Source organism: Sphingobium sp. AP50 (genome assembly GCF_900109095.1).
Classification (GTDB): Bacteria; Pseudomonadota; Alphaproteobacteria; order Sphingomonadales; family Sphingomonadaceae; genus Sphingobium.
The window spans coordinates 1-22027 of record NZ_FNYZ01000020.1; the positions used below are offsets into that span (position 1 = coordinate 1).

General features: G+C 63.1%; 22 protein-coding genes and 1 tRNA gene. 12 read left to right on the forward strand and 11 right to left on the reverse strand.

Translation table 11 applies throughout. From position 1 onward, the window contains the following. Positions 1 to 25: 25 nt before the first annotated feature. Positions 26 to 136 carry an SEC-C metal-binding domain-containing protein gene (locus tag BMY84_RS30870; protein ID WP_143075137.1) on the forward strand — a complete coding sequence of 37 codons (111 nt, stop codon included), beginning with the start codon at positions 26 to 28 and terminating at the stop codon, positions 134 to 136. 132 nt (positions 137 to 268) lie between these two features. Here BMY84_RS30870 and BMY84_RS23280 read toward each other — a convergent pair whose 3' ends face one another. From BMY84_RS23280 to BMY84_RS23295, 4 genes are all read right to left on the reverse strand, one after another. Then, positions 269 to 1006 (reverse strand): peptidase, encoded by a 738-nt coding sequence (locus tag BMY84_RS23280; RefSeq protein WP_093086999.1) that lies wholly within the window; start codon positions 1004 to 1006, stop codon positions 269 to 271. Between the two features lie 76 nt (positions 1007 to 1082). Beyond that, positions 1083 to 1955: a transglutaminase family protein gene (locus tag BMY84_RS23285; protein ID WP_093087000.1), complete on the reverse strand. Its 873-nt coding sequence runs from the start codon at positions 1953 to 1955 to the stop codon at positions 1083 to 1085. A 20-nt stretch (positions 1956 to 1975) separates the two neighbouring features. Then, the gene (locus BMY84_RS23290) at positions 1976 to 2908 is read right to left on the reverse strand and encodes an alpha-E domain-containing protein (RefSeq protein WP_093087002.1); all 933 of its coding nucleotides are present in this window, start codon (positions 2906 to 2908) and stop codon (positions 1976 to 1978) included. Between the two features lie 133 nt (positions 2909 to 3041). Next, positions 3042 to 4451 (reverse strand): circularly permuted type 2 ATP-grasp protein, encoded by a 1410-nt coding sequence (locus tag BMY84_RS23295; RefSeq protein ID WP_093087003.1) that lies wholly within the window; start codon positions 4449 to 4451, stop codon positions 3042 to 3044. 275 nt (positions 4452 to 4726) lie between these two features. On the opposite strand from BMY84_RS23295, the gene BMY84_RS23300 reads away from it, so the two are divergent. The 3 genes from BMY84_RS23300 to BMY84_RS23310 all read left to right on the forward strand — a co-directional run bounded on the left by BMY84_RS23300 (position 4727) and on the right by BMY84_RS23310 (position 7495). Beyond that, positions 4727 to 4803 (forward strand) — tRNA-Met (locus tag BMY84_RS23300). Between the two features lie 233 nt (positions 4804 to 5036). Continuing rightward, on the forward strand, positions 5037 to 6113 hold the full coding sequence (locus BMY84_RS23305) for an acyltransferase family protein (RefSeq protein ID WP_093087005.1): 1077 nt from the start codon (positions 5037 to 5039) through the stop codon (positions 6111 to 6113). Positions 6114 to 6268: 155 nt separating this feature from the next. After that, a complete protein-coding gene (locus BMY84_RS23310; RefSeq protein ID WP_093087006.1) occupies positions 6269 to 7495 on the forward strand; it encodes an NAD(P)/FAD-dependent oxidoreductase in 1227 nt (408 codons plus the stop codon). A 152-nt stretch (positions 7496 to 7647) separates the two neighbouring features. Here BMY84_RS23310 and BMY84_RS23315 read toward each other — a convergent pair whose 3' ends face one another. Beyond that, positions 7648 to 8181 carry a 2'-5' RNA ligase family protein gene (locus tag BMY84_RS23315; RefSeq protein ID WP_093087008.1) on the reverse strand — a complete coding sequence of 178 codons (534 nt, stop codon included), beginning with the start codon at positions 8179 to 8181 and terminating at the stop codon, positions 7648 to 7650. Between the two features lie 93 nt (positions 8182 to 8274). Here BMY84_RS23315 and BMY84_RS23320 point away from each other — a divergent pair, with 93 nt between their 5' ends. Continuing rightward, positions 8275 to 8697 (forward strand): sugar transporter, encoded by a 423-nt coding sequence (locus tag BMY84_RS23320; protein WP_093087009.1) that lies wholly within the window; start codon positions 8275 to 8277, stop codon positions 8695 to 8697. Positions 8698 to 8776: 79 nt separating this feature from the next. Here the strand turns inward: BMY84_RS23320 and mltG are convergent, their stop codons facing one another. The 3 genes from mltG to BMY84_RS23335 form a co-directional block, all read right to left on the reverse strand. Continuing rightward, positions 8777 to 9748, reverse strand: coding sequence for an endolytic transglycosylase MltG (mltG, locus tag BMY84_RS23325; RefSeq protein ID WP_093087011.1), 972 nt, complete (start codon positions 9746 to 9748; stop codon positions 8777 to 8779). 118 nt (positions 9749 to 9866) lie between these two features. Beyond that, positions 9867 to 11126, reverse strand: a complete 1260-nt coding sequence (gene fabF / locus BMY84_RS23330; protein ID WP_093087012.1) for a beta-ketoacyl-ACP synthase II — start codon at positions 11124 to 11126, stop codon at positions 9867 to 9869. A 178-nt stretch (positions 11127 to 11304) separates the two neighbouring features. Further along, the gene (locus BMY84_RS23335; RefSeq protein WP_007689016.1) at positions 11305 to 11538 is read right to left on the reverse strand and encodes an acyl carrier protein; all 234 of its coding nucleotides are present in this window, start codon (positions 11536 to 11538) and stop codon (positions 11305 to 11307) included. Between the two features lie 206 nt (positions 11539 to 11744). On the opposite strand from BMY84_RS23335, the gene BMY84_RS23340 reads away from it, so the two are divergent. Both BMY84_RS23340 and BMY84_RS23345 read left to right on the forward strand, forming a co-directional pair. Further along, positions 11745 to 12977 (forward strand): glycosyltransferase family 87 protein, encoded by a 1233-nt coding sequence (locus tag BMY84_RS23340; protein WP_093087014.1) that lies wholly within the window; start codon positions 11745 to 11747, stop codon positions 12975 to 12977. Between the two features lie 10 nt (positions 12978 to 12987). After that, entirely contained in the window at positions 12988 to 13962 is a 975-nt protein-coding gene (locus tag BMY84_RS23345) for a phosphatase PAP2 family protein (protein ID WP_093087016.1), read from the forward strand. Between the two features lie 4 nt (positions 13963 to 13966). Here BMY84_RS23345 and fabG read toward each other — a convergent pair whose 3' ends face one another. Genes fabG through fabD form a run of 3 tightly spaced genes read right to left on the reverse strand, consistent with a single transcriptional unit; the run spans position 13967 to position 16115 of the window. Then, a complete protein-coding gene (fabG, locus tag BMY84_RS23350; protein WP_093087017.1) occupies positions 13967 to 14707 on the reverse strand; it encodes a 3-oxoacyl-[acyl-carrier-protein] reductase in 741 nt (246 codons plus the stop codon). Between the two features lies 1 nt (position 14708). Continuing rightward, positions 14709 to 15140, reverse strand: coding sequence for a GxxExxY protein (locus tag BMY84_RS23355; protein WP_093087019.1), 432 nt, complete (start codon positions 15138 to 15140; stop codon positions 14709 to 14711). A gap of 39 nt (positions 15141 to 15179) precedes the next feature. Beyond that, entirely contained in the window at positions 15180 to 16115 is a 936-nt protein-coding gene (fabD, locus tag BMY84_RS23360) for an ACP S-malonyltransferase (RefSeq protein ID WP_093087020.1), read from the reverse strand. Between the two features lie 159 nt (positions 16116 to 16274). Between fabD and BMY84_RS23365 the strand changes: the two genes are divergently transcribed. The 5 genes from BMY84_RS23365 to BMY84_RS29950 all read left to right on the forward strand — a co-directional run bounded on the left by BMY84_RS23365 (position 16275) and on the right by BMY84_RS29950 (position 21880). Further along, on the forward strand, positions 16275 to 17747 hold the full coding sequence (locus BMY84_RS23365) for an efflux transporter outer membrane subunit (protein WP_177204163.1): 1473 nt from the start codon (positions 16275 to 16277) through the stop codon (positions 17745 to 17747). Further along, entirely contained in the window at positions 17737 to 19254 is a 1518-nt protein-coding gene (locus BMY84_RS23370; RefSeq protein ID WP_093087022.1) for an efflux RND transporter periplasmic adaptor subunit, read from the forward strand. Before BMY84_RS23365 ends, BMY84_RS23370 begins: the two co-directional genes overlap by 11 nt. Positions 19255 to 19259: 5 nt before the next feature. Beyond that, positions 19260 to 19976 (forward strand): ABC transporter ATP-binding protein, encoded by a 717-nt coding sequence (locus tag BMY84_RS23375; protein ID WP_093087024.1) that lies wholly within the window; start codon positions 19260 to 19262, stop codon positions 19974 to 19976. A 186-nt stretch (positions 19977 to 20162) separates the two neighbouring features. Continuing rightward, positions 20163 to 21368, forward strand: coding sequence for an ABC transporter permease (locus BMY84_RS23380; protein ID WP_093087025.1), 1206 nt, complete (start codon positions 20163 to 20165; stop codon positions 21366 to 21368). Positions 21369 to 21712: 344 nt separating this feature from the next. Next, positions 21713 to 21880 carry a hypothetical protein gene (locus tag BMY84_RS29950; protein ID WP_177204147.1) on the forward strand — a complete coding sequence of 56 codons (168 nt, stop codon included), beginning with the start codon at positions 21713 to 21715 and terminating at the stop codon, positions 21878 to 21880. The last annotated feature ends 147 nt before the right edge of the window (positions 21881 to 22027 follow it).

Genomic DNA, 22027 nt, shown 5'->3' on the forward strand with positions numbered 1-22027 from the left:
AACTCGACGAGCTGCTGCCCTGGAAATGGCTGCCAGCAAGGTGCTCGATTGCCACCTGATCAAAGGCTACCTCGCGGCTTTCACCGGATGGTTACGTGGCTCTGGCCTAAAGTACAAAAAGTGCTGCGGCCGATAGAGCTTGCGAGCCTTGGAGGATGAAATGGGGGCTAGGCGAGCGATTTCTGCGGAGATGTTTAGGAATGTCCGCTTCTGGGATATTCTCTCGGTTGGCGGAATTACCGAAACGGGCGCAAATCGGCCGCCCCCCTCAATCCAGCACGTTAGGCAAATCCTCGAATCCCTTCCGCAGGGCCGCGCTCCAGCTTTGGGAGATCATCGCGAACTCCTCATTGTCCGCCTCTATGCGGGTGCGGACGCGGAAGTCGAAGGCGTCGGTGGGGATTACCGTCAGGTCGAGCGGCATGCCGACGGACAGGTTCGACCGCAGCGTCGAATCCATCGACACCAGCACCGCCTTGGTCGCGTCCTCCAGACTGGTTTCGCGGGCGATGATGCGGTCCAGGATCGGCTTGCCATATTTATGCTCGCCAATCTGGAAGAAGGGCGTGTCTTCGGTCGCTTCGATGAAATTGCCGGCCGAATAGATGAGGTAAAGGCGTGGCTTGCCGCCCTTGCGCTGGCCCGCGATCATGATCGACGCGCTGGAGCCGGAGCCGCCCATCTCGATGCTTTCGCGATATTTGCTCTGCATGGAGCGCATCGCATCGCCCACAATCTGCGCCACGCGGTGCATGGTGTCGCAATTGAGGATGGTTTCGACATCGGGGTTGAGCTCCGATTCGCGGATCGCCTTGCTCAGGACCGCCTTCACCCCCTGGGTGATCGACAGATTGCCCGAACAGAGCAAGGTGATCGCCCGTTCATCGGGGACATGATAGGTAAAGCTCTTCCGGAAGCGCGCGATATTGTCCATGCCCGCATTGGTGCGGGTGTCGGACAGCATGACCAGTCCCTGGTCAACGCGCACGGCCACACAATAAGTCACGGCCCCCCGGCCTCCTGTATTTGTTGTCGCGATCGGCGAAGCGCCGGACGTGCCATCCGGCTTGCGATCGCTTGCGTTAACCCGTCGAGTCGGGCGGCGGGGTGCTTTGTTGTTGCTGCTTCTGCAACTGCCGTTCCTCGACTCCATCTTCCGCCTGCGCGATACGGACGTCGGCGTCAATCCATATGTCGCCCGCGACCGTGACGGAGCCACGGATCGGCGCAGCATCATCGGCATCCAGACCGCTGGCCAGACGCAGATAGCGTTCGGTGACGCAGACCCGGTTGGACGGGTCGAAACCGATCCAGCCGAGCGAGGGCAGCCAGGCTTCGGCCCAGCCATGGGTTTCGTGCAGCGCATCGCCGTCGCCCGCCAGCAGATAGCCCGACACATAACGCGCAGGCACGCCGATGGACCGGGCAGCGGCGATGAAGACCTGCGCATGGTCCTGACACACGCCCGCGCCCAGGGCGAAGGCATCGGCCGCGCTCGTTTCCGACGTGGTGACGCCGGCGCGATAATGGACCGCGTCGCTGACGGCGGCCGACAGGGCGTGGAGGGTGGCGAGCGGACCGTCGCCTGCCGGCAGATCGCGCGCCATCGCCGCGATGCCGGGCGACGATCGGGTCAGACGCGTGTCGCGCAGGAAATAGCGTGGATCGACATGGCTGTGCAGATGGCCGACGACACCATGGCTTTCGCGCGTGTCGACCAGCCCTTCGGCGACGATGGTTGCGTTGTCGAGCCGATCATGGCGAATCCAGATCGCTTCCTTTTCGCCATAGCTGTTGGGGTGGAAGGCGGTCAGCGGCTCGTCATTGATGCTTACCTGCCATTCCAGCACGCGCTGCGCCGGCGTATCCACCGGCATCAGCTTCAGCCGCATCGCGACCCGCCCGGCGGTCGCGGCATAGCGGTAGATGGTCTGGTGACGGACGAGCAGTTTCACGGCGGCCTCCCCTTCCCTCCTCAGCCGAAATGATAGGTCTGAGCGATTTCGGCGCCCAGCCGGTTGGTCATCATCAGGCCGTTCTGCACCGTTTCATGCAGGCCGCGACGGAAGATTTCGCCGCTGTCCTGCTGTTCCAGGCCCGCGACCATTTCCTGCACCGTGTCGTTGCATGGCCCCTTCGCATTATGCCAGCCCGCCAGGCGGTTGAGCCGATAGGCGAGCTGGTCATAGCAATAGGCGACGCTGCGCGGGAACAGCCGGTTGAGCATCAGGAAGTCGGTGATCTGCCAGGGCGTGTAGGTCCCGCCATAGACATGGTGATAGGCGCGCGCGCCCGACAGGGCATAGAGGACCGACGTCCATTGATAATGGTCGCGATTGCCGCCGATCACTTCGGTTTCCGGCAGCAGGACATAATATTTCACGTCGAGCAGGCGCAGCGTCATCTGCGCCCGTTCCAACGCGGAGCCGGTGCGCAGGAAATCATGCCCTTCGTTGCGGAGCTGACCCGAATGGGCGGCACCGCGGAAGGTCATGACGCGAGTCTTGACCCAGTCGATCAGCGTCGGGAGTTGCTGGCGCGCTTCGCTGACATCATAGCTGTCAAGCTTGCGCCAGCCCTCGTTCAGCGATTCCCACATGTCCTGCGTCAGCATGGTGCGCGCCGACTTGGCATTGGCGCGGGCTTTCAGCAGGCAGGAGCGGATCGAACTGGGATTGTCCGCGTCCAGCATCAGGAAGGAGACGGCGTCGCTTTCAGTGACGATCGTGCCTTCGGGGAATTGATGCCCCGCCCCGGTCGCGCGGACGACGGAGCGCCATTCGTCGCGATGATGCGCGCCCGGCAGAATCGCCATGCGCTGCCCCATGGTGAGCAGGCGCGCAGTAGCTTCGGCCCGCTCCATATAGCGCGCCATCCAGTAGAGATTTTCGGCGGTCCGGCTCAGCATGAGATTGCCTCAATTTCCGTCATCCCCGCGGAGACGGGAATCCATCTCCCCCCCCTTCCGCTTGATGCAATGGCGGGAGATGGGTTCCCGCCTGCGCGGGAATGACGATGAAAGGGGTGAGAGGGTGCGCGCATCAGTCCTGCAACACCCAGGTATCCTTGACCCCGCCGCCCTGGCTGGAATTCACCACCAGCGACCCTTCGGTCAGTGCAACGCGAGTCAGGCCGCCGGGGACGAGGCGGATCTGCTTGCCGACGAGGCAATAGGGGCGGAAGTCGGCATGGCGGCCGACCACCGCCGCCGGGCCGAGGGTCGGCACGGTAGACAGGTCCAGCGTGGGCTGGGCGATGAATTCGCCCGGATTGGCCTTGATCCGTTCGGCATAGGCGGCGACTTCGTCCTTGGTGGACTTGGGGCCGATCAGCATGCCGTAGCCGCCCGAGCCATGCACTTCCTTGGCGACCAGTTCGTGCAGGTTTTCCAGCACATATTTGAGTTCGTCGGGCTTGCCGCACTGCCAGGTCTGGATATTGTCCAGGATCGGCTTCTCGCCCAGATAGAAGCGGATCATCTCCGGCACATAGATATAGACCGCCTTGTCGTCCGCGATCCCCGCGCCCGGCGCCGAGGCGAGCGTCACGCCACCATTGCGATAGACGTTGAAGATGCCCGGCACGCCCAGCAGGCTGTCGGGGCGGAAGACCAGCGGATCGATATATTCGTCGTCGATGCGGCGATAGATGACGTCGACAGCCTTCGGCCCCAGCGTGGTCTTCATCCACACCCGGTCATTGTCGACGAACAGGTCGGCCGGCTCGACCAGTTCCACGCCCATCAGGTCGGCGAGGAAGCTATGTTCATAATAGGCGCTATTGAGCGAACCGGGGGTAAGCACCACCACGACCGGATCGCCCTTGCAGGCCGGGGGCGCGACTTCCTTCAGGCTCTTGAGCAATTCGGCGGGATAATCATCGACCGGTGCGACCACGCCCTGCGCGAACAGTTCAGGGAACATGCGCGTCATGATCTCGCGATTTTCGAGCATGTAGGACACGCCCGACGGGGTGCGGCAATTATCCTCCAGCACCTCGAAACTGCCCGGCCCGGTGCGGACAATATCGATGCCGACGATATGGCTGTAAACCTTCCCCGGCGGGGTGAAGTCGGCCATTTCGGCGAGATAGGCGCTGTTCTTGTAGATGATGTCGGCGGGCATGATGCCGGCCTTCACGATCTCGCCGCGATGATAGACGTCGTGGAGGAAGGCGTTGAGCGCCCGCGCCCGCTGGCGAATGCCCTTGTCCAGGATGCGCCATTCATTCGCGGTGAAGATACGCGGCAGCAGGTCGAACGGGATCAGCCGTTCCGGATCGCCGCCCTCGCCGTAGACGGCGAAGGTGATGCCGATGCGACGAAAGATCGCCTCAGCCTCGTCCATGCGGCGATTGAGCCCGGCAATGCCGGTTCGCTCCACCCATTTCTGCACTTCGTCGTAACAGGGGCGTATCGAACCGTCGGGCTCAAACATTTCATGGAAGGGCAAGTGGACAATCCTCCCTCGGCCAGCAGGCCCGGTTGTGCATTGCAATATTAGTGCGCCGCGCCGCACCGATTGCAAGATAAAAATCGCAGTCGAGAAAAAGGTTCTCGGCAAGTTAGGGATGATGGCGGAAAGCGCCCGCCGGATCGTTCGCGCGGGTGGCATCACGGCCTCGTCGCCATGATCCAAATTTTTACCCTTACCCCGGTTGACCGCCCCCCTGCCCATGCGTATAGGCCCGCCTCACCGCAGGGCTCTGCCCCGGCGAGGCCCTTTGGGGCGGAGTAGCTCAGCTGGTTAGAGCAGCGGAATCATAATCCGCGTGTCGGGGGTTCAAGTCCCTCCTCCGCTACCATTTTATAAAATCGCTAACTTATAGCGCAGCCTCAGCTTGCCAAGCTGGTCATTCACATGGGGCAGCCGCAGCGCATCTCCGTATCTTTACATGCGCAGAGACACTGTGGTCGGGCGCCTGATTGGTCAGGCTAAACAGACACTAACACTATTTGTGTGACTTCCCGCTGGCCAGATTAACCGTTAGGGAACCACCACTGGTTACGCCCCACATCATTACTGGGGCATAATGACATGGAAATTTCTCACGCAAATCGACAACTTGACTGGCCCAATGTGGCGAAGGCCGGATGCATCATCCTGGTCGTGATCATGCACTGGCAACCGCATTTTGCCGAGATTCCCTGGACCCATACGGAGTCATACGAAGCGCTGTGGTACATATTGAACGAGTTCTTGCGCCCCGTTCGAATGCCCCTGTTCTTTCTGGTGTCCGGCCTGCTGGCGTCAGAGTCCATCTTGCGTCCCAAGGCGACGACCCGTCGCAAACGGCTGTACAAGCCGCTATACCTGTATGTCATTTGGGGTTTGATTACGGCAATTGCGACGCCAGTTGTTTCCACACAGGCGTTCGACACCATATTCGCGCGGGTACTAGCTGAGGTGAGCATGCTGGTAGCGCTATCCTGGTATCTGGCCGCGCTGGCGATCTATTATGTCCTCTCAAAGATGACCTTGAAGCTGCCGGTGATGGCTGTCCTTGCCGGCTGCGTCCTGCTTTCGATCGTCGGCACAATCTGCCAGGACGCCTTGCCGGGTCAGCAGCACAAGATCTTGCGATGCGCGATATTCTTCATGGCCGGCGTGCGCCTGAAAAGCCAAATACTTGCATTCGCACATAGAGCGACGGCGAAGCGAACGGCTCTTCTCGGGCTGGCATTTGCTGTCGGGGCAATCATGAGCGTTGCCAATGACACTTACTTCCTGCCGGTCGATATCATCGCCACGGCCTTTGGCATACAGTTCAGCCAGATGGTTGCAACCCGCATGCCGCGGCTGGTGCCGTCATCAACCTGGCTCGCGCACCGCACATTGCCGATTTATCTGATCCACTTTCTCATTCTCCCGGTTATTGCGGCCGCGATTGCGTTGCTTGCGCCCCAGGCGCTTCTCGGCAATTTCTGGTTCGGGATGATCGTGCCGGTCATGCTGGTGCCGCCTATCATAGCAACCTCACTGGTTGCACATCGCCTGCTCCTGGCGGGCAAGTGTGACTGGCTGTTCGATCTTCCAGTGCTGAAGCGGATTGTTCCTGATGAAATCGCAATGGATTTGTACAATCAGGATTCTGCCATAGCCGTGCAGAATTAGAATTATTGCCTATATCAACCCGACAATATCTTCAGCAGCGCCAGCGCGCCGACTGCGATCCAGCGCAAGCCTCCGCAGAGGCAGATCACCCTTGCGTCGGGGCCAAAAGCGGGCCAATCAGCCTGCCAAACAGGGCATAAGAGGATAGTGCGCGGATGAGCTATTATGACGTTCTGATCGTGGGGGCCGGCCATGCCGGCGCGCAGGCGGCGATTTCGCTGCGGCAGCTGGGCTTTGAGGGCACGGTGGCGATGATCGGGGACGAGCAATATCCGCCCTATGAACGCCCGCCGCTGTCGAAGGAATATTTCGCGGGCGACAAGAGCTTCGACCGTATCCTGATCCGCCCGGCCGCTTTCTGGGACGAGCGCAAGATCGACATGCTTCTGGGCAAGCGTGTGAAGAGCGTCGATCCCGTGGGCAAGTTCGTGACCGTGGGTGAGGAAGAGATTGGCTATGACAAGCTGATCTGGTGCACCGGCGGCAGCCCGCGCATGCTGACCTGCAATGGCGCGGACGCGGTCAACGTGCATGCCGTGCGCCGCCGCGACGATGTCGACGCGATGATGGCGAAGATCGACAACATCAATCATGTGACCATCATCGGCGGCGGCTATATCGGGCTGGAGGCGGCGGCCGTGCTGTCCAAATTCGGCAAGACGGTGGTGCTGCTGGAGGCGCTGGACCGGGTGCTGGCGCGCGTGGCGGGCGAGGATTTGTCGCGCTTCTATGAAGCCGAACATCGCGCCCATGGCGTCGACCTGCGCACCGGGGCGCGGATGGATTGCATCGAGGTGACGGATGGCAAGGCCACCGCCGTGCTGATGGCTGATGGCGAGCGGATCGAGACCGACATGGTGATCGTGGGCATCGGCATCATCCCGGAGACTGGCGCGCTGATCGCAGCCGGCGCGGCGGGCGGCAATGGCGTGGACGTGGATGAATTTTGCCGCACCAGCCTGCCCGACATCTATGCCGTGGGCGATTGCGCATCGCACGCCAACCGCTTTGCCGGCGGCGCGCAGATGCGGCTGGAATCGGTGCAGAATGCCAATGATCAGGCGAAGGTCGCCGTGGCGCATATCCTGGGCAAGGAAGAAGCCTATGACGCCGTGCCCTGGTTCTGGTCGAACCAATATGATCTCAAGCTCCAGACGGTGGGCCTGTCGACCGGCTTCGATCAGGCGGTGCTGCGCGGCGATACCGCCAATCGCAGCTTCTCGGTCGTGTATCTGAAGGGCGGCAAGGTGATCGCGCTCGATTGCGTCAACATGGTCAAGGATTATGTGCAGGGCCGCGCGCATGTGCTGGCCGGCGCGGCGCTGGATGTGGCGCAACTGGCCGATGCGAGCGTACCGCTGAAGGAAGTGGGGCTGGCGTAATCGGCGCAAAATTGTTCCCCCTCCCGTTTACGGGAGGGGGTTAGGGGGTGGGCAAGCGCAACGTTGCAATTGCCCACCCCGCTGCGACTAAATTCGCTTCGCTCATTAAGTCTCGCTGCCCCTCCCGTTTACGGGAGGGGAATAGTGTGAGCCTATCCCCGAAACATCGCCTGCATCGCTGGTTCCCACGGCCCGCCGCGATAGTGCCAGGCGGCAAGGCCTGCGATCGTCAGCGGGCGGGAGCGGAAATCGGCGCGGAGTTGCGCCACCAGCGCTTTTGCCTCCTGCGGCGACACCTTGTTCTGGACCGTGATATGCAGTCGGGGCCGGGCCTGATCCTGCGGGGTCAGCAGGCCCGCAAAGGCATCCGCCAGTTCATCCCGCATCGCCATCAAGTCCGGGCTCTCGACGCGGAAGGCGACGCCCCGCCCCAGCAGCATCACCTCCGTCAGGCGCGCGGCCGGGGACGGCCCGGCGCACAGACGCTTGAGGCGGGCCGCCACCTCCGCCAGCGCCGAGGGTGGCAGATGGTGGAACAGGGTCAGATGCGCGGGGATCAGATTGCGCTCCGGCGGGAAATGAGCCCGGCGCAGGCCATCGGCCCAGGCGAAATCCGCGCGGCCCAGCAGCGCCGTGACGATGATCGGGGCGCCCGCCCCGCCTGTCCCGCCATGGGGCGTCAGCATGCCACCCCCGGCTTTCCCCCGGACGCGACAAGGCGTAGGATGCGATCATGACGGTCCCGCAACGGCAGGCCGCCTATCCGGGAGGGAGTCACCATGTCGGCACCACGATCCTTCATCCTTATCGCCATCGCGTTCCTGCTGTGGAACCTGATGGGCGTCGCATCCTTCGTCATGCAATATCTGATGGACCTCAACGCACTGGAAAAGAGTGATCCGGGCGGGGCGAAGATTTTCGCTGCGATGCCGGCCTGGCTATGGCTGGACTATGCCGTCGCGGTGCTGGCCGGGACGGGCGGCGCGATCACATTGCTGCTGCGCCGGCGGGTCGCCGTGCCGCTGTTCCTGCTGTCGCTGATCGCCGTGGTGGTGCAGTTCGGCTATGTCTTCATCGCCACCGACATCATCGCGATCAAGGGCGTGGTGGTGGCCATGGCTTTCCCGATCCTGATCTTCGTGATCGCGATCCTGCAATGGCGCTATGCCACGGCGCAGGTGGCGAAGAGGGTCATTCGATAAATATCGTCATTGCGAGCACAGCGAAGCAATCCACTGGCGGGCCATGGATTGCTTCGCTGCGCTCGCAATGACGAATTCTTCAGAGTTCCCCGCGCGACCGGCGGATTTCGAACCATTTGCGCACATTTTCATTATGCTGCTGATAGGTGTCGGCGAAGATATGGCCGCCCTTGCCATCGGCGACGAAATAGAGCGCCTTGGTCTGGGCCGGGTGCAGCACCGCGAGAATGGACAGGCGGCCCGGATTGGCGATCGGGCCTCTGGGCAGGCCGGTCATGGCATAGGTGTTGTAATCATTGACCGCCGCGATTTCCGATTTGCGGATGCGGCGGCCCAGCGGCTTGCCCTTGGTGATCGGGTAGATGATCGTCGGGTCGGCCTGAAGCATCATGTTGGTGCGCAGGCGGTTGGAGTAGACGCCCGCGACCATCGGCCGTTCCGCCGGGACGCCGGTTTCCTTTTCCACGATGCTGGCCAGGATGATCGCTTCGCGCGGCGACTTGGCGATGGTGCCGGGGTCGCGTTCCGCCCACAGCTTTGCCAGCGCCTTGTCCATGGCGTCCTGCATACGCTTGAGCACCACGGCGCGCGCATCGCCCTTGTCGAAGGCATAGCTGTCGGGCAGCACGCTGCCTTCTTCGGGCACCTTGATGTCGCCGGTCAGCTGGTCGTTCGCCATCAACCGCTCATAGACGAGGATGGACGGCATGCCTTCAGGGATGGTGATGAGGCGGGTGAGCGTCTTGCCGCCCTGAAGGATGGACAGGATATCGCTGTTGCTGGCGCCAGCGGGGATGATGAATTCGCCCGCCTTGATCGATTTGCCGCCGTCGAACACCTTGGCGCGGGTCAGGAAAGCGTCGGCCGAGCGCACGGCGCCCGCCTGTTTCAGCAGGACCGCCGCGTCGGACAGGGTCGATCCCTCCGGCACGGTGATGCTGACATCCTTGGTAGCCGGCCCCTTTTCGCTCCAGCCATGGACGAAGCGGAAGGCAATGAAGGCCGCGACGATCAGGCCGATCAGCAATATGATGCAGCCAAGGCGGCGCATGGGATTTCCCGATCGTCTTGCCATAGCCGTCAACCAATCTCGTCATTGCGAGCGAAGCGAAGCAATCCATGTGGGTGACGATGGATTGCTTCGCTCCGCTCGCAATGACGGTTCAATGTCAGATCGCCTTCATGATGAGCGAGGCGTTGGTGCCACCAAAGCCGAACGAGTTGTTCAGCACCGCACGCACCTTGCGTTCCTTGGCGACGTGCGGGACCAGATCCACGCCCTTGCAGCTTTCGCTGGGTTCATCGAGGTTCAGCGTCGGCGGTACGATCTGATCGCGCATGGCAAGGATGCAGAAGATGCTCTCCACCGCGCCCGCGCCGCCGAGCAGATGGCCGATCGCCGACTTGGTCGACGACATCGACATGGTCGACAAATTGTCGCCGAACAGACGCTTCACCGCCCCCAGTTCCAGTTCGTCGCCCAGCGGGGTCGAGGTGCCATGCGCGTTCACATAGTCGATGTCTTCCAGCGAAAGCCCCGACTTCTTGAGCGCCATCTGCATCGAGCGGAAGCCGCCCGAACCTTCCGGATGCGGGGCGGTGACATGATAGGCGTCGCCCGACAGGCCATAACCGATCACTTCGGCGTAGATTTTCGCGCCACGCTTCTTGGCATGCTCATATTCTTCCAGCACGACCACGCCCGCGCCTTCGCCCATGACGAAGCCGTCGCGGTTGACGTCATAGGGGCGGCTCGCCTTTTCCGGCGTGTCGTTGAAATTGGTGCTGAGCGCCCGCGCCTGCGCGAAGCCGGCGATACCGATCGGGCAGATCGCGCTTTCCGCGCCACCCGCCAGCATCACGTCGGCATCGTCCATCGCGATCATGCGCGCAGCGTCGCCGATCGAATGGGCGCCGGTCGAACAGGCGGTGACGACCGCATGGTTCGGACCCATAAGGCCATATTTGATCGACACCTGACCCGAGATCAGGTTGATCAGGCGGCCGTGGACGAAGTGCGGCGACACGCGGCTGGGGCCTTTATTGGCCAGCACCAGCGATTCGCTTTCGATGCCGGGCAGACCACCGATGCCCGAACCGATCGAGCAGCCGGCGCGCAGCCGTTCTTCTTCCGACATATTGTCCAGGCCCGCGTCGCGCAGCGCTTCGCTGGCGGCAGAAATGCCGTAGACGATGAAGGGATCGACCTGACGCTGAATCTTGTGATCGACGTCGAGCGAAGCATCATAACCATATTCATGGTCCTTGGGCTTCACTTCGCAGGCGATGCGGCATTTATATTCGCTGGCGTCGAAGCGGGCGATCGTGGCCGCGCCCGATTTGGAGGCGATGATATTCTTCCAGCTGGTTTCGACATTCCCGCCCAGCGGGCTCACCATGCCAAGGCCGGTTACGACGACACGACGCATATGCTTGCTCCGAATTACCGATGGGCTTTGCGCCGCCCATGTAGCCATTGAAAGCGCGTTTTCAAACCACGCGCCAGATACGAAAAGGCTCCCCGCACTCCGGGATCACCGGACAGGAGGAGCCATTTCTTATGCGTAAGCGCGGCCCTTCCCCGGTGGGATCAGGCCGGAAAGCGCCTTACTGCTTGCTATCGATATAATCGATGGCGTCCTTGACGGTGGCGATCTTCTCGGCCGCATCGTCAGGGATTTCGACGCCGAATTCTTCTTCGAACGCCATCACCAGTTCAACGATGTCCAGGCTGTCTGCGCCCAGATCGTCGATGAAGCTGGCGTCTTCGGTCACCTTCTCGGCTTCCACGCCCAGATGCTCGACGACGATTTTCTTTACGCGATCCGCGGTCTCACTCATGAGAGGTCCTTCTTGACAGGTATCGTTGGTGGTTCTGAATAACCGTTAAGGCATTGCCCTAGTGCCAAGCCCCGATAGAGGCAAGAGGGAAGGCCGCCAAGCCCCTTCATTCACCTGTGCAACGGTCCGGCAACAAAAACCGGCCATCCGCCGGTCATAACGCCCCATTTACCAAAATTTCAGCGGATTTGTGCGACAGACGCGGCATGACCGCCTTCCCCTTGCTCGACTCTCTGGTCACCCGTGCGCGGGTCCAACTGGCGGCCGCGCTGGTGCTGGCGGCGACGATTATCGGGATATTCAGCCTGTTCTGGGGCGCCCATGGCACGGTGGATTCGCTCGGCCGACCCCTGGGCACCGACTTTTCCAACGTCTGGACGGCGGGATGGATGGCCGATCATGGCCGCGCGGCGGAGGCGTGGAGCTGGCCCGCCCAGCATGCGGTGCAGAAACAGGTGCATCACGACCCGGCCATTCCCTTCTATCCCTGGCCCTACCCCCCACCGTTCCTGATCATCGCGACATTGCTGGCGCAACTTCCTTATGTCGCCGCGCTGCTGATCTGGCAGGGGCTGACGCTGGTTCTGGCGCTGCGCCTCGTCCGGCGCATCCTGCCGGGCAATCATGATGCGATATTGGTGGCGCTGGGCGCGCCGGTGACGCTGGTGTGCCTGGGCCATGGCCAGAATGGCTTTCTGACCGCCAGCCTGCTGGGCGCGGGCATGTTGCTGATCGACCGGCGACCATGGGTCGCGGGGATATTGCTCGGCGCACTGGTCTATAAACCGCAATTTGCCGTGCTGATCCCGCTGCTGATTCTGGCGCGGGGCAATTGGCGCGCCTTCGTGGCGGCAAGTGCCACGGTAAGCGCGCTCTGCCTGCTGACGCTGGCGATCTGGGGCTGGCCGGTCTGGCAGGCCTTTCTTGATTCCCTGCCTGCGACGCAGCATGTCATCATCGAGGCAGGCGGACCCGGCTGGTTCAAGATTCAAAGCCCCTTTGCCGCCATCCGCCAATGGGGCGGGTCGATACCGCTGGCTTATGGTGTGCAGGGAATCGTCACCATTATCGCCATGGCCGTGGCAATATGGGCAGCGCGCCGCGGTCCGATGGAGTTGCGGGGCGCGGCCGCACTGGCGGCCGCCCTGCTCTGCACGCCCTATGTGCTGGACTATGATTATGTTCTGCTGGGCATGGCCAGCGCCTTCTTCGTGGCCGATGCGCTGAAACGTGGCTGGTTGCCGGGCGAGCGATGCTGGCTGGCCTATGCCTGGATCGTTCCGGGCGTGGGCCGGGCCTTAACCGAATGGAGCGCCATCCCGTTCAACCTGATCGCGACGCTGGGCTTTATGGCGCTGATCGTCCGGCGGCTGGCGGCAGCACGACACAGCATGTCTGGCGAAGGCCCGATTAACCATGTTTTAGCGCAGAGCCTATAGAGGCGTGGCCATGGAGCAGGCGCAAGCGATCAGGAACCGGCACCCGGACGGGCAGGATGATGGCGGCTGGTTGCTGCTGGGCCTGACATTGGTGTTGATGCTGCCGCTGCAGCTGTTCGATCCCTTTGGCTGGTCCATTCACAGCCTGATCAAGCCCTGCGGCTTCGCCCTGATTCTGGGGGGAATCGGCCGCTTCTATACCCGCTATCGCCCGGACCCGAAGATCAGCGCGATGGTGACGGGGTTGCAGGTGATGATGCTGTTCAGCGCGGCGGGCGCTTCCCTGTCCTATATGATCGCGGCACGGGGCGGCCCGCTATGGGACCGGCAGTTGACGCTATGGGACCATGCCGTGGGACTGGACTGGCTGGCCTGGATGCATTGGGTGAATGCGCATCCGCTGTTCGCGCTGACGATCAACCTCGCCTATCGCACGCTGATCCCGCAGATGATCGCGCTGATCCTGATATTGGGGCTGTGCGGTCGCCTCGCGGCACTACGCATCGTGATGCAGGCGGCGATGATCGCGGGGCTGACGATCATCCTGCTGTCGGGGCTGCTGCCCTCCGCCGGAACCTATAGCTATTATGCGCTCCATGCGGCGGATTTCCCCAATCTGCATCCGGCCGCCGCCTTCCTGCACATGGCCGATCTGACGGGGTTGCGCGATGGGACGTTGCGCCTGCTGACGCTGGACCGGATGGAAGGGATCATTACCTTCCCCAGCTATCATGGCGCGCTGGCGGTGATCTTCTGCTGGGGCTTTTCGCGGGCCAGCATCGCGCCGGTCCGCTATGCCGGCATGACAATCGCCCTGCTCACGCTGATCGCGACGCCGGTCGACGGCGGGCATTATTTCAGCGACGTGATCGCGGGCGCACTGATCGCCGCCATCAGTCTGGCGGTGGCGCACAAGACCATCCACATGACGGTCCGGCTGCGCCCCGCAAAGGCAGCCGACGCCCTATGGGCACCGGCTGCCTGATCGATCAGATCATCGCCATGCCGCCATTGACGTGCAGCGTCTGGCCGGTGACATAGCCCGCTTCCCTGCTCGCCAGATAGACGACGGCCGCGCCGATATCGTCACCGCTGCCCAGATCGCCTGCGGGAATCTTGGTCAGGATCGCGCCCTTCTGCGTGTCGTTCAGCGCGTCGGTCATGGCCGAACGGATGAAGCCGGGAGCGACGCAGTTGACGGTGATGCCACGGCTGGCCAGTTCCTGACCCAGCGACTTGGACATGCCGATGATGCCCGCCTTCGACGCGCAATAGTTTGCCTGACCGGGGTTGCCGGTGACGCCCACGACCGAGGTGATCGAGATGATGCGGCCGAAGCGCGCCTTCATCATCGGCTTGGCGGCGGCGCGGACGAGGCGGAAGGCGGCCTCCAGATTGACGGAAATGACCTGCGACCATTCCTCATCCTTCATGCGCAGGATCAGATTGTCGCGGGTGATGCCGGCATTGTTGACGAGAATGTCGACCTTGCCGCCGAGCGCTTCCACCGCCTGCGGCACCAGCGCGTCGACCGAGGCCGGGTCGGACAGGTTGCACACCAGCGTCTTGTGGTCACCGCCCAGTTCGGCGGCGAAGGCTTTGAGCTTTTCCTCATTGCTGCCCGACAGCGCGAGCGTCGCGCCCCGCGCCGCCAATGCCTTGGCAATGGACGAACCGATGCCACCCGAAGCGCCAGTCACCAGCGCGGTCATGCCTGTAAGGTCGAACATGTCAGTCTCCTTGTTCTATTTGGTTCACGCGGAGGCGCGAAGACGCGGAGGGGACATAGTCGTTAACTATGCGCTTCACCCCTTCCTTAAGCGTGGCGCCGCCGAAGTTGATGAGAAGCCCTACGGGCTGGTTGGTCAGACGAAGATAGGTGAGCAATTGTTTGGCATGCGCCGGATTGAGTCGCTCCGTCGATTTGATTTCGACTACAAGTGCGCCTCCGACGAGCAGATCGATGCGAAAAGCAGCGTCGAAACGCAAACCCTCATATTCTATATCAACTGGTCGTTGCCGTTCGACATCATAACCCATGGCGGCCAATTTGGCCGCCAGGATCATTTCATAGACGCTTTCCAGCAGACCCGGCCCCAGATCGCGATGAACGCGCAGAGCCAGGTTCAGAACGTCGCCGCTGATGCGATCGATTTCGACCAATAGCCCTCCGCGTCTTCGCGCCTCCGCGCGAACAAAAAATCAGAACGCGGCCAGTGCCGCCTCGATATCGTCCATCGTCACGATGCTGCGCACGGTCGCGTCGGGGGCGATGCGCTTGACCATGGGGCCTAGCACCTTGCCGCCGACTTCCACAAATTCGGTGACGCCCGCGTCCCACATGGCGGCAACGGATTCGCGCCAGCGGACGCGGCCGGTCACTTGTTCGACCAGACGCGCCTTGATTTCTTCGGGATCGGCGATCGGTGCGGCGAGGACATTGGCATAGACCGGCAGCAGCGGCGCGGAGAGCGTGGCGGCGGCCAGTGCCGCTTCCATCGCTTCAGCCGCCGGCTGCATCAGCGGGCAATGGAAAGGCGCCGACACCGGCAGCAGCACGCCACGCTTGATGCCATGGTCCTTTACCAAAGCGACCGCCCGCTCGATCGCGCCGCGATGGCCGGAGATGACGACCTGCGAGGGATCATTGTCGTTGGCGACGGTGCAGACTTCGCCTTCGGCCGCGGCGTCGGCCAGCGCCTGCGCCTTTTCGATATCGGCGCCCAGCAGCGCGGCCATCGCGCCTTCGCCCACCGGCACAGCGGCCTGCATCGCCTGACCGCGCAGCTTGAGCAGGCGCGACGTGGTGGCGATGTCGAACGCTTCGACGGCGCAGAGCGCGCTATATTCGCCCAGCGAATGGCCCGCGACATAATCGCCCTTGTCGGCGAGGCTGAAGCCGCCTTCCTTCTGCATCACGCGCAAAGTGGCGATGGCATTGGCCATGATCGCGGGCTGGGCATTCTCGGTCAGGGTCAGATCGCTGTCCGGCCCCTCCACCATGATACGGAACAAATGCTGCGACAGGGCGTCATCGACCTCCTGAAACAATTGCTTCGCCGCTGGGCTGGCGTCAGCCAGCGCCTTGCCCATGCCCACCGACTGGCTGCCCTGCCCCGGAAAAAGAAATGCCCGCATCGTCAACTCCCAAGCCAAGCGCCTGCCGAAAAGCGCTGAAATATAAAATCGTTACACTTTGAGACATAAATGTCGTTGAGCCGTACATACGCTTGCGGCAGGCAAGTGATGGATGACCCAACCCCTTTGCAGGGGATTAGCGTGGCGGCCCCTTTAACGATGACGGAGTGCAAGGAAAAGGTGCGATATCGCATATCCTGGATCAGCGGCACGGCGCTCATGCTGTCCGCCTGCGCCGCCGGCCCCGATTATCATGCGCCGCAGACGGGGGCGCTGGGCGTTCCCGGCACCTATAGTCAGGGTGACGGCGCGGCGCTGAATGAGGCCGATCTGGCCCAATGGTGGACGCGCCTCAATGATCCCGTGCTGACCGGCCTGATCGATCAGGCGGTCACCAATAATCTGGACATCGTGCAGGCACAGGCCCGGCTGCGTCAGGCGCGCGAAAGCCTGCGCCAGGCCAATGCCAGCTTCCTGCCGCAGGTCAGCGCATCGGGCAGCGGCGGCAAAAATTATCGCAGCCAGGCGGGCGGCACTCGCGTGGATAGTAGCGGCAATGTGATCAGCACCGGCGCCAGCAACTGGTCCAGCAGCTATTCGGCGAGCGCATCGGCCAGCTGGCAGATCGACCTGTTTGGCGAACTGTCCCGATCGGCGGAGGCGGCGCGTGCCGATCTGGCGGCGTCGGGCTATGACCTTGCCAATGTCCGGATGACAATCCTGTCCGAACTCGTCACCAACTATGTCGGCGCACGGCTGGCGCAGGAGCAGTTGAAGGTCGCGCGCGAGACGCAGGCGATCCAGCAGGATAATTACAAGATCGCCGACTGGCGGTTGCAAGCCGGCCTCGTCTCCTCGCTGGACGAGCAGCAGGCCAAGGCACAATTGGCGCAGACCAACGCCACCATCCCGCAGTTGGAAGCCAGCCTGCGCGGCAGCCTCAACCGCATCGCCGTACTGACGGGACAGGCGCCGGGCGAAGCGACCCGCGCGCTGGAAACGCCCGCCGCCATCCCCACCGCATCGACACAGATCGCGACCGGCATCCCGGCCGACACGCTGCGCCAGCGCCCCGATGTGCGCAGCGCCGAACGGGCACTGGCCGCCGCCACCGCACGGATCGGCGTGGCGCAGGCACAGCTTTATCCCTCGCTCAGCATCAGCGGCAATCTGGGCACGACGTCCAACGCCTTCAGCGATCTGTTCAGCCTGATCACCGGCGGTGTCTTCGGCAATGTGGCGCAGACCATCTTCGACGGCGGAAGGCTGCGCTCGCAGGTCCGCTCGCAAAAGGCCGCGACCGACGCCGCCTTCGCCGCCTATAAGCAGAGCGTGCTGGGCGCGCTGGAGGATGTCGAAAATGCGATGGCCTCGCTCAGCAGCGCGCGCCTGCGCAAGGCGGAGTTTGCGACCGCCTATGAAGCGTCGAACAACGCCGCAATCATGGCGCGCAGCCAGTATCAGGCGGGCCTGACTGATTTCCAGACGCTGTCGACCAGCGAAACCACCCTATTGAACGCGCGCAACAGCCTGGCTTCCGCGCAATCCGACGAAGTTCTGGCCATCGCCCAGCTCTATAATGCGCTGGGCGGCGGCTGGCAGAGCGTGGACAACCGCCCAAATGAGCAATGATGTGACCCCGGACAAGGATCTCAGCGACTTCCTCGGCGAAAAGCCGCAGAAACCGTGGCGCAAATGGGCGATCCGGGGTGGCGCGGGCGTCGTCCTGCTGATCCTCGTCCTGCTCGTCGCCCGCTGCTTCTCCGGCGAGGACAAGCCCAATTACGCGACGCGCGAGGTGCGCAAGGGCGACCTGACCGTCAGCGTGTCCGCCACCGGCAATCTGAAACCGATCAATCAGGTCGATGTCGGGTCCGAACAGTCGGGCAAGATCACCGCCGTCTATGTCGACGTGAACGACCGCGTGACCAAGGGGCAGAAGCTGGCCGAACTCGACACCCGCCGACTGGTCGACACAGTCAACCAGAATCAGGCGCAGGTCGCCTCCAGCCAGGCCAGCGTCGCACAGGCGCAGGCGCAGGTTGCCCTGGCGAAAGCGACGCTGGACCGGCAGGAGACTGTGTTCAAACTATCGAGCGGCCGCGTACCGGCGAAGACCGAGATGGATTCGGCCCGCGCCGACTATCAGAGCGCCCTCGCCAATCTGCGGTCGGCGCAGGCGCAGGTCCGCGTGTCGCAGGCCGGGCTTTCCACCGCCCAGACCAACCTGTCGATCGCGCAGATCGTCTCCCCCGTGAACGGCGTGGTCCTGTCCCGCGATATCGAGCCGGGCCAGACGGTCGCGGCATCGCTCAACGCCCCGGTGCTGTTCACCCTGGCCGAGGACCTGACGCAGATGGAAGTCGAAGTGTCGGTGGACGAAGCGGACGTCGGTCAGGTGAAGGAAGGCCAGACCGCCAGCTTCGCCGTCGACGCCTTCCCCGGCCGCACCTTCCCGGCGAAGGTCACGCGGGTCAATGTCGGATCGAATGCGTCGAGCAGCAGTTCCTCCTCCTCGTCCAGCACGACGACGACCAGCAGCACCGGCACCGTGGTCGCCTATACGGCCGTGTTGTCTGTCGATAATAGCGACGAAACCCTGCGCCCCGGCATGACCGCGACGGCGGATATCGTGACGCAGGAGCTGCATGACGTGCTGCTGGTGCCCAACAGCGCGCTGCGCTTCAAGCCCAGCACCGGCGCATCGGGCGGCGGCATCACCAGCGTCCTACCCGGCCCCGGCCGGATGCGGCGCGGCGGCGCCAATCGCCAGGTCAAGTTTGGCGCTGGCAGCAGCCAGACCGTCTATATCGTAGGCGAAGACGGCAATCCCAAGGCGGTGCAGGTCACCGTTGGCGCCAGCGACGGATCGCGCACCGCCATCACCGGCGGCGACCTGAAGGCCGGGGCGCGGGTCATCACCGGCCAGCTTGCCGCCGGGCAGCAGGCCCCCGCCGAAGACCAGAAGGCCGACAGCAATAGCGACACCAAGGCGCCGGACCGCCGCCAGAGCAATCCGGCCGCCGACGGCACGCCCGCCAGCGTCGGCAAGTTGGGCAATTCCGGCGACTCGGCACCCGAAACCGCCCCGGTCGCGCCAACGGAAACGCGCGGCACCGGCCGCCCGAGCGGAACCTGATCGCTATGGCTGCCGATCCCATCATTTCCCTGCCCATTATCTCCTTAAGGGGCGTCACCAAAGTCTATGGCGAAGGCCCGACAGCCTTTCAGGCGCTCAAGGGCGTGGATCTCGATATCCAGCAGGGCGATTTCGTCGCCGTCATGGGGCCGTCCGGATCGGGCAAGTCCACCACGATGAACATATTGGGCTGCCTCGACGTGCCTTCGGGCGGTACCTATCTGTTCAAGGGCCATCATGTTGAAACGCTGGACCGCGACCAGCGGGCGCTGTTGCGGCGCCGCTATCTGGGCTTTGTGTTTCAGGGCTTCAACCTGCTGTCGCGCACGACCGCGCTGGAGAATGTCGAACTGCCCCTGCTCTATCGCGGCGAGGACAAGAAGCTGCGCTACGAGATGGGGATGGCAGCGCTCGACAAGGTGGGGCTGAAGGACTGGTGGGACCATACCCCCGCAGAACTCTCCGGCGGGCAGCAGCAGCGCGTCGCCATCGCCCGCGCCATCGTGACCCAACCCGACGTGCTGGTCGCGGACGAGCCGACCGGCAACCTCGATTCGCAGCGCTCGATCGAGATCATGGAATTGCTGACCGACCTCAACAAGAATAGCGGCATCACCGTGCTGATGGTGACGCATGAGCCGGATATGGCCGCCTTCGCACGCACCATCGTCCATTTCCGCGACGGGCTGGTCGAAAGCATCGAAGCGGGGGTGGCGGCATGAGGATGATCTGTCAGACCTTCTCCCCTCGGGGGAGAAGGATACGAAGCCTTGCCGAGCGCAGCGAGGTTAGGCGCAGTTGGAAGAGGGGGAGCCACGGCGCACGGTCGCTCCCCCCTCTCCACGCGAAGCTAGCCAGCAAGCTGGCAAGCTTCGCTATCCTCTCCCCCATGGGGCGAGGAAGATAAGATGCTAGGCACCACCGTCATCCTCGCCTTTCGCGCGATCAACCGGCACAAGCTGCGCAGCTTCCTCACCACGCTGGGCATCATCATCGGCGTGGCCGCGGTCGTGACCATGGTGACGCTGGGCAATGGCGCGACTGCGGCCGTGCGCGAACAAATCAGTTCGCTGGGCGCCAATGTGCTGCAATTGCGGCCGGGTCAGGGCTTTGGCCGGGGCGGCGGCGGCCCCCGCCCGCCAGACTTCAAGGAACGCGACCTCACCGCCATCGAAAACCAGTTGACCGGCGTGCGCGCCGTGGCGCCCGTGGTCCAGTCGAGCGGCACCGCCATCTATGAAGGCAATAACTGGTCGACCACCGTCTATGGCACCACGTCCGCTTATTCGGAGGTGCAGCAGTGGAAGGTCGCGGACGGTCGCCTGTTCCTGCCCGATGAAGAGGAAGCGGGCAAATCCGTCTGCATCATCGGCAATACGGTGCGCAGCAACCTGTTCCAGGGGACAGAGCCGGTCGGCCAGCGGATGCGGATCAAGGGCGTGTCCTGTCAGGTCGTGGGCGTGCTGGCCACGCGCGGTCAGGGCGGCTTTGGCGATCAGGACGATGTCGTCGTGATGCCGATCAAGTTCGTGCAGCGCCGCTTCACCGGCGATCGGGACATCAGCCAGATCATGGTGGCGGTGGACGACGCCTATGACACCAGCACGGTGCAGACCAGCCTTGAGGAACTGATGCGCGAGCGGCGCAAGATCAAGGCGGGCGATCAGGACAATTTCAACGTCTTCGACACCAAGCAGATCAGCGACACGCTGACCGGCACGACCACCATCCTGACCCAGATCGTCGGCGCGGTGGCGGCGATATCGCTGCTGGTCGGCGGGATCGGCATCATGAACATCATGCTGGTGTCGGTGACGGAGCGGACGCGCGAAATCGGCATCCGCCTCGCCATCGGCGCGGTCGCGCGCGAGGTGCTGATGCAATTCCTTGTCGAGGCGATCGTGCTATCCTGTCTGGGCGGCCTCATCGGGCTATTTCTGGCGCTGATCGCCTCCGTCGCCATCGCCCCGCTGATGCAGGTCCCTTTCCTGTTCGACGTGAAGGTCAACGCCATCGCCTTCCTCTTCTCGGCCGCGATCGGCGTGGTGTTCGGTTATTTCCCGGCCCGCAGGGCGGCGGCGCTCAACCCGATTGATGCGTTGCGGCATGAGTAGGTGATGAGGGCTGGCGGGGAGGGGGAAGGCTGGTGAAGACCAGAAGCGGACCTCCCTAGTTCCTCCCCAAGCTTGCCTTGGGCAGATGGTAGCGCAAAGCGCTGACGGAGGGGAAATGGCGCGACGTCCGCGCTTCACCCCTCCACCGCCTTCGGCGGTCCCCCTCCCCAAGCAAGCTTGGGGAGGATTTATCTGACAGTCCGCTCCCCATTCAAAGCCCCCCTCCCCGCCAATCTCTCGTTACATTTTCCGACAATTGCGGCCATCGCCCAGCACAATCCTGCGACATCCCTCCACTAAAGCCCTTTCATACCGCCAGCCCGGCGCGTGGAAGGAGCAGCTTCATGAAGACCATCGCCCTCAGCATCGCCAGCAGCGCGCTGGTCCTCAGCCTTGGCCTGACCGCACTGGCCGCCCCGCCGCTCGGGCAGCAGGCGCCGATCGTGGAGGGCAAGGGCAAACCAATCCTGCTCCAGCGCATGGTGGTGACGGCGACGCCGCTGCCCAACTGATCAGCCCACCCCCGCCACACCCAAAGCCTCGCAGTCCGCTGCGGGGCTTTTTCTGTTCGCGCGGGGACGCGGAGGGGTTTTGCCGCTTGCGGTCTTCAGACCACGCTGAATGGCAGGCTGCGTGCTTTCATGGCCTCGCTGCCAGTT